The following is a 12,065-nucleotide window of genomic DNA, read 5'->3' as shown; positions in this document are numbered from 1 at the left end:
CTCCTACGGGAGTGGTCCTGATATCGCAACGCGGTCGATTACCTTGCTGCCCGCTCCGCGCGTGCCCGCATGCACGGCGCCCGCGTTATCAACCCCGTGCTCATTTCCCTATGCTCGCCCGACAAGCATTCCAACAAGCTCAGGAGACCTTCGCATGCGCGACCAGCTCTATATCGATGGCCAGTGGCAGGCACCCGCACAGGGCGGCCGCTTCGAGGTGTACGAACCGTCCAGCGAAACGGTGCTGACCGAGGTTGCCGCCGCTACCGGTGAGGATGTGGATTGCGCCGTGCAGTCTGCGCGTCGGGCTTTCGATGAAGGCGAATGGGGCCGTAGCACCGGCAAGGAGCGCGCCGGCTACCTGCGCGCCATCGCCGACAACCTGCGTGGCCGCCGCGAAGACCTGGCTCGCCTGGAAGTGCAGGACAACGGCAAGCCGCTGCCCGAAGCGCAGTGGGATATCGACGACGCCATCGGCTGCTTCGACTACTACGCCGAACTGGCCGAGGGGCTGAACGGCGAGGGCGAATTGGTCGCGCTGCCCGACGAGCGTTTCGCCTGCCGTGTGCTGCGCGAGCCGGTCGGTGTTGCCGGGCAGATCATCCCCTGGAACTACCCGCTGCTGATGGCTTCGTGGAAGGTCGCTCCGGCGCTGGCTGCCGGTTGCACCGCCGTGCTCAAGCCTTCGGAACTGACTCCGCTGACCTCTCTGGAACTGGCCGCTGCCGCCGATGCCGTGGGCCTGCCCAAAGGCGTGCTCAACGTGGTTACCGGCCTGGGCCGCGATGCCGGTTCGCCGCTTTCGGCGCATCCGGGCGTGGACAAGCTGGCCTTCACCGGCAGCGTGCCCACCGGGCGCGCGATCATGCAGGCGGCGGCCCAGGACATCAAGAACGTCAGCCTGGAGCTGGGCGGCAAGTCGGCCTTCATCGTCTTCGATGACGCGGATGTCGAGGCCGCCGTGGAGTGGATCCTGTTCGGTATCTTCTGGAACCAGGGCCAGGTATGCAGCGCCACTTCGCGCCTGCTGGTGCAGGACGGTCTGCACGACCGGCTGATCGAACGCCTGGTGGAGGAAACCCGCCGCATCACCATCGGCAACGGTCTGGAGCCGGGTGTGCTGCTCGGCCCGCTGGTCAGTGCCGGCCAGCACGCCAAGGTGCTGCAGGCCATCGAAGCCGGCGTGCGCGATGGCGCGAAACTCGCCACTGGCGGCAAGCGTCCGCCGCATCGGGACAAGGGCTGGTTCGTCGAACCGACCGTGTTCATCGACGCTCCGCTGGAGAGCGCCCTGTGGCGCGAGGAAATATTCGGCCCGGTGCTCGCCGTGCGCCGTTTCAAGGACGAAGCCGAGGCGCTGCGCCTGGCCAACCACAGCCAGTTCGGCCTGGCGGCTGCGGTGATGTCCGCCGACCCGGCGCGTTGCCAGCGCGTGAGCCGTGGCCTGCGCGCCGGCATCGTCTGGGTCAACTGCTCGCAGCCGACCTTCACCCAGGCGCCCTGGGGCGGCTACAAGCAGAGCGGCATCGGCCGTGAACTGGGCGTGTGGGGGCTGGACAACTACCTGGAGACCAAGCAGGTCACCGAGTACCTCAGCGATCAGCCTTGGGGTTGGTACCTTAAGTAAGTCTGAGGACCGGTACAAGGTCGAGCATTGGTGTAGGAGCGGACTTCGTCCGCGATCGATTCCCGGCGGCTCCGAGCTGGCCGGTGGCACATCGCGGACGCAGTCCGCTCCTACGCTCGCCAGGTAGCTCGTCAGAGCGCGAGTTTCCTTTGCAGGAGCCGGCCAGCGATATCGACGCCACCTCAGACCAACCCCTTCCCCTGCAAGTGCTCGCGCAGGTACTCGATGAATACCCGCACTTTGCGCGTACTGCGCCGGTGCGGCAGGTAGAGCACATGCACCCAGGGCCCGAAGGCACTCTGGTCGCGCCAGCAGTCGGGTAGCTGCTCCACCAGCTCGCCGCTGTCGAGGTAGGGCAGTGCGCTCCACTGCGGCAGGAACTGCAGCCCCTGGCCGTCCAGCAGGCAGGAGAGCAGGAAGTCGTAGTTGTCGCTGGCGATGCGCGGCACCGGCTGGCGGATGCGGATGCGTTCGCCGTCCTTCTGCACCCACCAGAAATTCCGGTTCAGCAGCGGGTGGCGGAAGATCAGCCAGTCGTGCTGCTCGTAGTTCTCCAGCGTCACCTCCAGACCCTTTTCCGCCAGGTACTTGGGGCTGGCGCAGAGCATCAGGCGGTTCTCGAGCAGCGGCTGGGCGATCACGTCCGGCAGGTCGATGGGGCCGTCGCGCAGGGCGATGTCGTAGCCGCCTTCCACCAGGTCGACGAACTCGTCCAGCAGGTCCACCTCCAGGCGCACCTGCGGGTGCTCGCGCAGGAAGCGGCAGCACACCGCGTTGAAGAAGGCCGGGGCAAAGGAGGGCGGCGAGACGATGCGCAGGCTGCCACGCAGCTCGGTCTGCAACTGATCGACTTCTTCGCTGGCGCGTTGCAACTGCATCAGCGCCGAGCGCGCACCTTCCAGATAGATGTGCCCGGCTTCGGTCAGCGCCATGCGCCGCGTGGTGCGCTCGAACAGGCGCTGGCCCAGGTCGGCTTCCAGCTGCGCCACGCCCTTGGTGATCGCCGATGGCGTCTTGCCCAGCTGTTCGGCAGCGCGGCTGAAGCCGCCATGGTCGGCGGTGGCGACGAACATGGTAAGGGCGGTCATCTTGTCCATGGATTGCTTCCTGACAGGAACAGAAGTTGTGCGGGAAGTTAGTGTTAAAGCCGCCGGGGCTTTTGCTTAACCTTCGTCACAGATCAACAATAACGAAGGCTCTGCGATGAAACTACTGATTCCGGCGCTGGTGTCCGCGGCTTGCGCTTTTTCCTCGATGGAAACTATGGCCGCCGCCGATCTCATCTTCCACGGCGGCAAGGTCTACACCGCCGAACCCGGCCAGGCCTTGCAACAGGCAGTTGCAGTGGAGAACGGTCGCATCCTTGCCGTTGGCTCCGACGCGCAGATCCTCAAGCTCCAGCAACCGGCGACCAAGGTCATCGACCTGCATGGCCAGGTGCTGATGCCCGGCTTCATCGATGCCCATACCCACCTGGTCAAGGGCGGCCTGCAGATGCTCCAGGCCAACCTGGATAACCAGGACCTGCCGCTCGCCGAGTTCGAAAGCAAGCTGCGCCAATGGCGTGACGACGGCCGCGCGCGGCGTGGCCAGTTCCTTTATGTCGGCGGCGTGCCCACGGCGTACTGGGACGAGATCGGCGAGTTGCAGCAGCGCTTCAACCAGGGCGAGTGGGCGAAGCAGCCGATCCTCCTGGCCGGTGGTGACTACCACACCGGCTGGGCCAACCAGGCGCTGCTGGAGTTGGCCGGGATCGACTCTGCCAAGGTCAGGTCGCTCAAGGGAGAGGAGCAGGCCACCATCGGCCACTCCGCCGACGGCAAGCCCAATGGTTTCCTGGTGGATGCCGGCCTCTACCCGGTGCAGGCGCTGCTGCCGCTGCCGACCGATGACGAGTTGCTCAAGGCCCTGAAAGGCGCGCAGAGCTACTACCACGAGCTGGGTATTACCGCCTGGATGGAGCCCCTGGCGAACGAGAACCCCGGTGGTGACATCCACAACGATTCCGTTGGCGTGCTGCCGGCCTACAAGCTGCTGGCGGAGCAGGGCGGGTTGACCGCACACGTCGCCGCGCTGCTGATGGCTGACTCCAAGGCGACCCCGGCCGACCTCGACGAGCTGGACAAGGTACGCCAGCAGTTCATCGATGTCCCCAACCTGACCCTGCCGGGCATCAAGGTGTTCGCCGACGGCGTGGCCGAGGTGCCGGCGCAGAGCGCGGCGATGCTTGAGCCGTACAGCAACTCGAAGAAGTACGGCGAACTGCTGATCGACCCCAAACACTTCGGCGAGCTGGTCAGCGCCGCCGACGCCCGTGGCTGGCTGGTGCACATCCACGCCATTGGCGATCGCGCGGTGCGCGAATCGCTCAACGGCATCGAGCAGGCGCGCAAGGATCGCCACAGTGACATCCCGCATTCGATCACCCATCTGCAGATGGTCAATCCCAAGGACTTCGCGCGCTTCAAGGCGCTCGACGTGATCGCCGCCATGCAGCTCTATTGGGCCGCCGCCGACGAGAACAGCGTCGACCTGGTCAAGCCCTACGTCAGCGCCATGGCCTTCCTGCACATGTACCCGGCGCGCTCGCTGCTGAAGAACGGCGCGACCATCTCCGGCGCCAGCGACTGGCCGATCACCACGCCTGATCCGTGGAAGGCTATCTACCAGGCGATCCAGCGTGTCGGCCCGAAGGGCGTACTCAACGCCGCCGAGGACATCGACCGGCAGACCATGTTCCAGGCCTACACCCTCAACGCCGCGCGCACCCTGCGCCTGGAAGGGAGCATCGGTTCGCTGAAGCCGGGCAAGCAGGCCGACCTGATCCTGCTCGACCGCGACGTGTTCACCGTCAAGCCGGAGGCTCTGCGCGACACCCAGGTGCTCAAGACCTGGTTTGCCGGCCGCGAAGTCTATAGTCGTCCGAGCGACAAACCGTGATCGTTGTTAACAAAGCACTCTGTGATTTGATTCGATAGTTCAACAGGAGCCTTGCCGTGATTCTTCACACCTTCACCACCGACATCCGCGACCCGCTGCAGCGTGGCCGGCAGATCGGCGAAACCTTCGCCGAGCAGATCCGCCAGAGCGTGGCGCTGTACCTGGACTTCTTCCCCCGCGTCGGTGTGGAGATCGACAAGGCACGGGCCATTGGTGAGGGCAGTTTGTCCGCGCTGGCCGACTGGTGCCCGGCGCTAGCCAGGGAAGTCGAAGGCCTGGCCCTGGGCGTCGGCCTGCCACTGTGGCAGTTGGCGGCGCTGAACGCCCGCACCGAAGTGCTGGCGGTGATGCCCGAGCAGCCGGTGGAAGGCGAGTGCTCCACTTCTGTCTATGCGCCCGCCGGCGCCATCGCACCGCGCAGCCTGCAGACCTGGGACTGGCACGACAGCCTGGTACCCCACGGCCTGCTGCTGGGCTTCACCGGCAGCACCGGCCTGACTGCCAAGCTGTTCACCGAGTTCGGCATGCTCGGCAAGATCGGCGTGAACAGCGCCGGCCTGGGCGTGCACTTCAACATCCTGCACCACGCCAGTGATGACGGCAGCGCTGGCGTGCCGGTGCATGCCATCGCCCGTCGCGTACTGGAAGAAGCCACCAGCGTCACCGAGGCCATCGACATGGCTCGCTCGGCGCGGGTCAGCGCGTCCACCGTGCTCAGCGTATTCACCCGCGACGACGTGCGCGCCCGCGCCGCCAGCATCGAGATGAGCCCGGCGCACACCGCCGTGGTGGTGCCGCGCGAGGATGGTTGGCTGCTGCACACCAACCACTTCCTCGACGGCGAACTGAGCTGGGGTGAGCGCACCGCGGACGTGTCCACCACCTACGCGCGCCTGGAACACCTCAAGGCCGCTACTGCCGGCATGACTGGCAAGGCGTTGCGCGAGCGCGCCGATGCCTTCTGCGGCGCCGAGGGCGACCAGGCCATCGTCTGCTTCCACCCGGACATGTCCGAACCGGATACCGAACGCTGGGAGACCCTGCTGAGCATCGGCCTCGACACCGTTGGGTGTGCCCTGGAATACGTCGCCGGTACGCCGAAGAAGCTGGCTGATGAGGGTTTCCTGCGCTTCTAGAAGCAGAATTGGCGGGAGTCGCGCAGGTCCTGAAAGCCCCCTCACCCTAACCCTCTCCCGGAGGGACAGGGGACTGATCGGCGCAGGTTGAAACAACAGCGTCAGCCAGCACGTACTGCTCCCTCTCCCCTTGGGAGAGGGCTGGGGTGAGGGAGTCGACCAGGCTCCGATCTTTCCGGCACGCTGCAATCTTTTCTGCTCGTTAACGCCCCCGTGGCAGCCCGCCGGCCGCCGCGCGGGCTTCGTATTGCCACAAAAACAAGAGTGAACCGCCATGATCGACCACACGCCCGCAGCTCCCGGCTCGCGCTCGGCCTTTCGCACCTTTTGCGTTTCCGGCATGGGCACCGCGCTGGAGTTCTACGATTTCGTCATCTACGGCTACGCCGCCGCGCTGATCTTCCCGCAGTTGTTCTTTCCCGGCATGGATCGCCTGACCGCCGTGCTGGTCGCCTTCGCCGCTTTCGGCGCCGGCTTCTTCGCCCGGCCGCTGGGCGGTGTGGTGTTCGGCCACCTGGGCGACCGCTACGGCCGGCAGAAGGCGTTGGTCGCCACGCTGGTGCTGATGGGCGCGAGCACCTTGCTGATCGGCTTCCTGCCGACCCACGCCAGCATCGGTGCCGCCGCGCCCATCCTGCTGGTGCTTCTGCGCCTGGTGCAGGGCTTCGCCGCTGGTGGTGAGTGGGGTGGGGCGGCGCTGTTTGGCATCGAGGTTGCGCCCAGGGGCCGCCGTGGCCTGTGGGGCAGCTTCACCAGCATGGGCATCGGTATCGGTGGCATCTTCGGCTCGGTGGTGTTTGCCATCGTCAGCTTCGCCTTCGATGATGACCTGAGCGGCATCGCCTGGCGCATCCCGTTCTGGCTCGGCGGCTTGCTGGTGCTGATCGGCCTTTATGCGCGCCTGCAGAACACCGCGCCGCAGCCCAGGGTCGTGTCGAAAGCCGAGGCGCGCATGCCGCTGATGGAAGCCTTCCGCCGCCGCCCGCGCGAGCTGATGCTGTGTATCGGCATCGCTTTCGGCTACGTCACCATCGCCTACATCGGCAGCACCTTCTTCCTCGCCTACGCCACCGACATTGGCTACAGCAGCAGCCACGCCTTGCTGTTCGACTTCTCGCTGTCAGTGGCGATCGTTGCCTCGGCGCCGTTCTTCGGTCACTTGTCTGATCGCTTCGGCCGTCGTGCGGTGATGATTTTCGGCGCGGCGATCATGGCGCTCGGGCTGTTCGCCTTCTTCCCGCTGATCGGCCTGCATAACCTGCCGCTGGCGCTGCTGGCCTACGTCGCCGTGGGCTTCTTCATGGGCGCGACCCAGGGGCCTATCCCGGCTTTCCTTGCCGAGCAGTTCCCGCGCGAGATGCGTTATTCGGGTATTTCCTTCAGCTACCAGATCGGCGCGGCACTGGGGGGCGGCACGGCCTCCAGTGTCGCCACCGCCATCCTTATCGCCACCGGCCGCAACCCGTTCGGCGTCGCGCTTTACGGCGCGGCAGCGCTATTGCTGGTAGCGATCTGCTCCTGGCTGTTGCGCGAAACCTCGCATCTGCCGATGGAACTGATCGACCGTGACGACGCCTCGCCGGGTGTCGCCCAGGCTCAGGTTGGTTAAGTCACGGCGCGGGCTTTGGTGCCGGGCACCAGGCCGAGCACCAGGGCGCAGCCGATCAGGATGATCAGCGCGCCCACGCCCTGCACCAGCGACAGGCTCTCGCCCAGCACCAGGGCGCCGATCAGGACGGCGACCACGGTGACGACGAACTCCACGCTGATGGTCCTGGTGGCGCCGATTCGCGAGACGAGCTGGAAGTAGACGACGTAGTTCACCGCGCTGAATATGCAGCCGCAGATCAGCAGGAAGAACACATCGATCGGTTGTGGCGTGCCGGGCACCGGCACCCAGATCAGCAAGGGCAGGGTCAGCAGCCCGCCGATCCCGAAGGCGCCGCAGGTCACTTCCCAGGGGCCGGCGGTGCGCAGCTTCAGGCTGGCGTAATTGCTGCCGAAGGCCGCGCAGACGGCGCCGAACACGGAGGCTGCGCTGCCGAGCATGAACTCGTGGGTAATCGGGACTGCCGGGAAGCCCACCAGCAGCACCATGCCGAAGAAGCCCAGCACCAGCCCGCCGAGGCCGCTCCAGGTGATGCGTTCCAGGCCCCAGAGGCGACCGATGAGCATGGAGAACAGCGGAATCCCGGCGACGAAGATCGCCGCCATGGCGGTGCCGATGCGCGGGGTGGCATAGGTCATGCCGATCAATTGGCCGGCCACCGTGGTGGCGCCGATAACGCACAGCGGCTTCCACAGCCCTTCGAAGTTCAGCTTGCGCCCGGACAGCCGTGCCACGGCGAACAGCGTGAAGCTGGCGATCAGCGCGCGGAAGCTGACCGCGCCGACCCAGCCGAAGCCGGCGATGGCCTTGAGCAGTACGAGGAAGGACAGCCCCCAGCCGATGGCGAGGAACAGGTAGGCGGCAAGGTCGCGCGGTTGCATACGACTCCGGTGGCACAAGGCAGCAGAGGGCCGCCAAAGCGTGGCGGCGAATGCCGCTATCTTGCCGGGCGCGCTTGACGCTTGGGAAGGCAGCACGCCGAGGTTTTTCCGCCTGCCTGCACTACTGGCCCTGCCTGGGTCTGGTAGTCCTGAGCTGGCGGTGGCGCCGTACGGGGGCCGTAACTATGGATTTTCACGTACTCATTGCAGCGCCTCGTTGCCCTGATACGTGCTTATCGCGCAGGGCAATCCGATACGGGTAGGTCTGCAGAGTCGTGCAGATCCTCTGCCGAATCTCTGTGGTACCCCCTCGAAGGAGATCGCCGTTCCACTCACGATCGGTGCGTAGATGGCCTGGATTGCTCGCGCATCCTCGGGTTGCGCCTCCCTGATTTCGATGGGCATGGTCACCTCAGATCGAGCGCTGGTTCACGCGGGCGGACAGTTGCTCGGCGCTCTCCTTGCGCTCCGAATAACGATCCACCAGGAACTCCTGGCGGTCCCGCAGCAGCAGGGTGAACTTCACCAGCTCCTCCATGACGTCGACCACGCGGTCGTAGTACGCCGAGGGCTTCATCCGGCCCGCCTCGTCGAACTCCAGGTAGGCCTTGGGTACCGAGGACTGGTTGGGGATGGTGAACATGCGCATCCAGCGGCCAAGTACGCGCAACTGGTTGACCACGTTGAACGACTGCGAGCCGCCGCAGACCTGCATCACCGCCAGCGTCTTGCCCTGGGTGGGGCGCACGGCGCCGAGGGCCAGGGGAATCCAGTCGATCTGTGCCTTGAACACCGCCGAGAGTGCGCCGTGGCGTTCCGGCGAGCACCATACCTGGCCCTCCGACCACTGCACCAGGTCACGCAGTTCCTGCACCTTCGGATGCTCCACCGGCACATCGTCCGGCAGCGGCAGGCATGAGGGATTGAAGATGCGCGTCTCGGCACCGAAGTGCTGCAGCAGCCGTGCGGCTTCCTCCACCAGCAGGCGGCTGAAGGAGCGCTCGCGCGTCGATCCGTAAAGCAGCAGGATGCGCGGTTTGTGTTCGCTGGCATCGGCGGCTGCCGGTAGCGGATCGATCAGCGACAGGTCGAGGTTGGGCAGTTGTTCGGACATGTGTCCTCCTGATCAAAGGGCGCCAATACGATCCAGCTCGCGCTTGAGTTCGTCGCGGCCGAGGGTGGCGAAGGGCAGGGCGAAGAAGGCACGGCAGCGCAGCTCGATGCGCGCCAGCGTGGTGCGGAAGGCGGCGTCGATCTCGGCCTCGTCACCCTCGGCATGCGAAGGATCTTCCAGGCCCCAGTGGGATTTCAGCGCGGGGCCGAAGTAGACCGGGCAGGCCTCGCCGGCGGCCTTGTCGCAGACGGTGATGACGATATCCGGCGGGTTGCCTTCGAAGGCGTCGTTGCCCTTGCTGCTCAGGCCTTGGGTGGAGATGCCGGCCTGCTCAAGGGTAGCGAGGCTGCGGGGCAATACCCGGCCCTTGGGAAAACTGCCGGAGCTGACCGCCTCGAAGCCCTCGGGCGCCAGGTGATTGAACAGCGCCTCGGAGAGGATGCTGCGGCAGCTGTTGGCCGTGCACATGAACAGGACTCGCATGGAAGGCTCCTCCGCTTCTGGGCGGGACGTCAGAGGCTCAGGCGCAACGCCAGGGCCGAAAGGGTGATCAGCAGAACCGGCAAGGTCAGGAGGATGCCGACCTTGAAGTAGTAACCCCAGGTAATCCGCACGCCCTTGCGTTCCAGCACATGCAGCCAGAGCAGCGTGGCGAGGCTGCCGATGGGGGTGATCTTCGGGCCGAGGTCGCAGCCGATGACGTTGGCGTAGATCATCGCCTCGCGCACCAGGCCTTCCGCGCCGCTGGCCTGGATCGACAAAGCCCCGACCAGCACGCTGGGCATGTTGTTCATCACTGAGGACAGCAGCGCCGAGAGCAGGCCGGTGCCGAGGGCGGCGACCCACAGCCCCTGTCCGGCGAGACGGTCGAGCAACTGTGCAAGAAAGTCCGTGAGGCCGGCGTTCTTCAGGCCGTAGACCACCAGGTACATGCCGAGGGAGAAGATCACGACCTGCCAGGGCGCTTCGCGCAGTACGCGGCGGGTGGAAATGCGCTGGCCGCGGGCGGCGACGGCGAAGAGGAGCGCGGCACAGGCGGCGGCCACGGCGCTGACCGGAATGCCCAGCGGCTCCAGGGCGAACAGGCCGACCAGCAACGCCAGCAGCGTCCACCAGCCGACAATGAAGGTGGCGCGATCATGGATGGCGGCCTTGGGTTCCTTCAGCCCATGGAGCGCGTACTGCCTCGGGATGTCGCGGCGGAAGTACAGGAACAGCACCAGCAGGGTGGCGGCAATGCTGGCAAGGCTCACCGGCAGCATCACCGAGGCATATTCGGCGAAGCCCAGGCCGAAGTAATCCGCCGAAACGATGTTCACCAGGTTGGACACCACCAGCGGCAGGCTTGCGGTGTCGGCGATGAAGCCGGCGGCCATGACGAAGGCCAGGGTCGCGGCGGGGGAAAAGCGCAGGGCGAGCAGCATCGACATGACGATGGGCGTGAGGATCAGTGCCGCACCATCATTGGCAAACAGTGCCGAAACGGCCGCGCCGAGCAGCACGCAGAAGGCGAACAGGCGATGGCCGCTGCCGTTCGCCCAGCGCGCCACGTGCAGTGCGGCCCACTCGAAGAAACCGGCCTCATCCAGCAGCAGGCTGATGACGATGACCGCGATGAAGGTGGCGGTGGCGTTCCAGACGATGGCCCAGACGACCGGGATGTCGTGCAGCGAAACCGCGCCGGCGGCCAGGGCGATGACCGCGCCCAGGGCGGCGCTCCAGCCGACGCCAAGGCCCCTGGGCTGCCAGATGACCAGGACGAGGGTGAAGATGAAGACTGCAATGGCGACCAGCATGGAAGACTCGCTCGACGGGGATCAGCAGCAGGCGGCGTCACGGACGGGGCGGCCGTCCATGTTCTGCAGGCGCAGGGTGTTGTCGGCCAGCCACTGCCCGTTGGCCAGCAGGGTGACCTGCAGCATCTCGTGCACCCAGGCGGGCAGCTCGGGGTTGAGGCGGTAATACACCCACTGCCCCTGGCGGCGATCCAGCAGCAGGCCGCTGCTGCGCAGTTGTGCCAGGTGGCGGCTGATCTTCGGCTGGCTGTCGTCCAGCGCGCACATCAGCTCGCAGACACACAGCTCGCCCAGGCTGGCGATGAGCAGGGTGGCGCGAGCGCGGGTCTCGTCGGCCAGGTTCTTGAAAACTTCGGGTGGAGTGATCATGGCTTTATCTGGATATATGGAAAAACGAATATACGTTTTTCCATATATCCTGCGCAAGCTTCCGGAGCCCGAACATCTGCAACGGACAGTTGTGCACCGCAGGCGCGAGGTACCTTTCGAGCTGTCTGTCACGCACGCCTGCTGGCGGGAAATCCGTTTCTCCTGCGGCGCACTGATCATCACCGCGCTGATCGATGGCTTCTGGTTGGAGTGGGCGCTGGACCACAAGGCCTTCAGCGCGCGCAAGGCGGAGAAATGCTGCTTGCAGACGGCGCAGCTGTTGACTGGCGTCACGCCGGCCTGGGCGGGTTACATCGCGGACGATGGCGGCCTGCGCGACATCCGGCCAATCGCCGGCTCCTCGCCCGGCTACGCCGACCAACGGCCCTGCGGCCCTGCGGCCGAGCTTCCGAAAGTCGTTCGATGAAGGTCATCGCTTTCCGGCAGGCGGGCAGGGCCGCGGCTGGTCTCCGGGCACTTACCCCACTTTCGTGGCGCGAGCTGCTGCTATCGCACAAAGCTGGCATGCTCCGGGCCTGATCTGAGCAAGCCCGGCTAGGTGTGTCCCTGCAGGATTGGGGGATCCTGTCGCC

General features: G+C 65.9%; 11 protein-coding genes. 5 read left to right on the top strand and 6 right to left on the bottom strand.

Features of this window, described 5'->3' with window-relative positions; translation table 11 throughout:
- Positions 1–154: 154 nt before the first annotated feature.
- The gene (locus tag G4G71_RS17445) at positions 155–1,627 is read left to right on the top strand and encodes an aldehyde dehydrogenase family protein (protein WP_169939294.1); all 1,473 of its coding nucleotides are present in this window, start codon (positions 155–157) and stop codon (positions 1,625–1,627) included.
- A gap of 182 nt (positions 1,628–1,809) precedes the next feature.
- Here G4G71_RS17445 and G4G71_RS17440 read toward each other — a convergent pair whose 3' ends face one another.
- Positions 1,810–2,724 carry a LysR family transcriptional regulator gene (locus tag G4G71_RS17440; protein ID WP_169939293.1) on the bottom strand — a complete coding sequence of 305 codons (915 nt, stop codon included), beginning with the start codon at positions 2,722–2,724 and terminating at the stop codon, positions 1,810–1,812.
- A gap of 106 nt (positions 2,725–2,830) precedes the next feature.
- Between G4G71_RS17440 and G4G71_RS17435 the strand changes: the two genes are divergently transcribed.
- The 3 genes from G4G71_RS17435 to G4G71_RS17425 all read left to right on the top strand — a co-directional run bounded on the left by G4G71_RS17435 (position 2,831) and on the right by G4G71_RS17425 (position 7,312).
- Positions 2,831–4,567 carry an amidohydrolase gene (locus G4G71_RS17435; RefSeq protein WP_169939292.1) on the top strand — a complete coding sequence of 579 codons (1,737 nt, stop codon included), beginning with the start codon at positions 2,831–2,833 and terminating at the stop codon, positions 4,565–4,567.
- Between the two features lie 56 nt (positions 4,568–4,623).
- Positions 4,624–5,703, top strand: a complete 1,080-nt coding sequence (locus G4G71_RS17430) for a C45 family autoproteolytic acyltransferase/hydrolase (RefSeq protein WP_169939291.1) — start codon at positions 4,624–4,626, stop codon at positions 5,701–5,703.
- A gap of 274 nt (positions 5,704–5,977) precedes the next feature.
- The gene (locus G4G71_RS17425; RefSeq protein WP_169939290.1) at positions 5,978–7,312 is read left to right on the top strand and encodes an MFS transporter; all 1,335 of its coding nucleotides are present in this window, start codon (positions 5,978–5,980) and stop codon (positions 7,310–7,312) included.
- Here G4G71_RS17425 and G4G71_RS17420 read toward each other — a convergent pair.
- From G4G71_RS17420 to G4G71_RS17400, 5 genes are all read right to left on the bottom strand, one after another.
- On the bottom strand, positions 7,309–8,193 hold the full coding sequence (locus G4G71_RS17420) for a DMT family transporter (RefSeq protein ID WP_169939289.1): 885 nt from the start codon (positions 8,191–8,193) through the stop codon (positions 7,309–7,311). The genes G4G71_RS17425 and G4G71_RS17420 overlap by 4 nt on opposite strands.
- A gap of 412 nt (positions 8,194–8,605) precedes the next feature.
- The gene (arsH, locus tag G4G71_RS17415; RefSeq protein ID WP_169939288.1) at positions 8,606–9,307 is read right to left on the bottom strand and encodes an arsenical resistance protein ArsH; all 702 of its coding nucleotides are present in this window, start codon (positions 9,305–9,307) and stop codon (positions 8,606–8,608) included.
- 12 nt (positions 9,308–9,319) lie between these two features.
- A complete protein-coding gene (locus G4G71_RS17410) occupies positions 9,320–9,790 on the bottom strand; it encodes an arsenate reductase ArsC (protein WP_169939287.1) in 471 nt (156 codons plus the stop codon).
- A 29-nt stretch (positions 9,791–9,819) separates the two neighbouring features.
- Positions 9,820–11,103 carry an arsenic transporter gene (locus G4G71_RS17405; RefSeq protein WP_169939286.1) on the bottom strand — a complete coding sequence of 428 codons (1,284 nt, stop codon included), beginning with the start codon at positions 11,101–11,103 and terminating at the stop codon, positions 9,820–9,822.
- 21 nt (positions 11,104–11,124) lie between these two features.
- On the bottom strand, positions 11,125–11,472 hold the full coding sequence (locus G4G71_RS17400; RefSeq protein ID WP_169939285.1) for a metalloregulator ArsR/SmtB family transcription factor: 348 nt from the start codon (positions 11,470–11,472) through the stop codon (positions 11,125–11,127).
- Between G4G71_RS17400 and G4G71_RS17395 the strand changes: the two genes are divergently transcribed.
- Complete coding sequence (locus tag G4G71_RS17395; protein WP_169939284.1) at positions 11,471–11,899, top strand: hypothetical protein; 429 nt, start codon at positions 11,471–11,473, stop codon at positions 11,897–11,899. The genes G4G71_RS17400 and G4G71_RS17395 overlap by 2 nt on opposite strands.
- Positions 11,900–12,065 lie beyond the last annotated feature (166 nt).

It is taken from the genome of Pseudomonas multiresinivorans (assembly GCF_012971725.1).
GTDB classification, from domain to species: Bacteria; Pseudomonadota; Gammaproteobacteria; order Pseudomonadales; family Pseudomonadaceae; genus Pseudomonas; species Pseudomonas multiresinivorans.
This window is presented reverse-complemented; position numbering and strand designations above follow the sequence as displayed.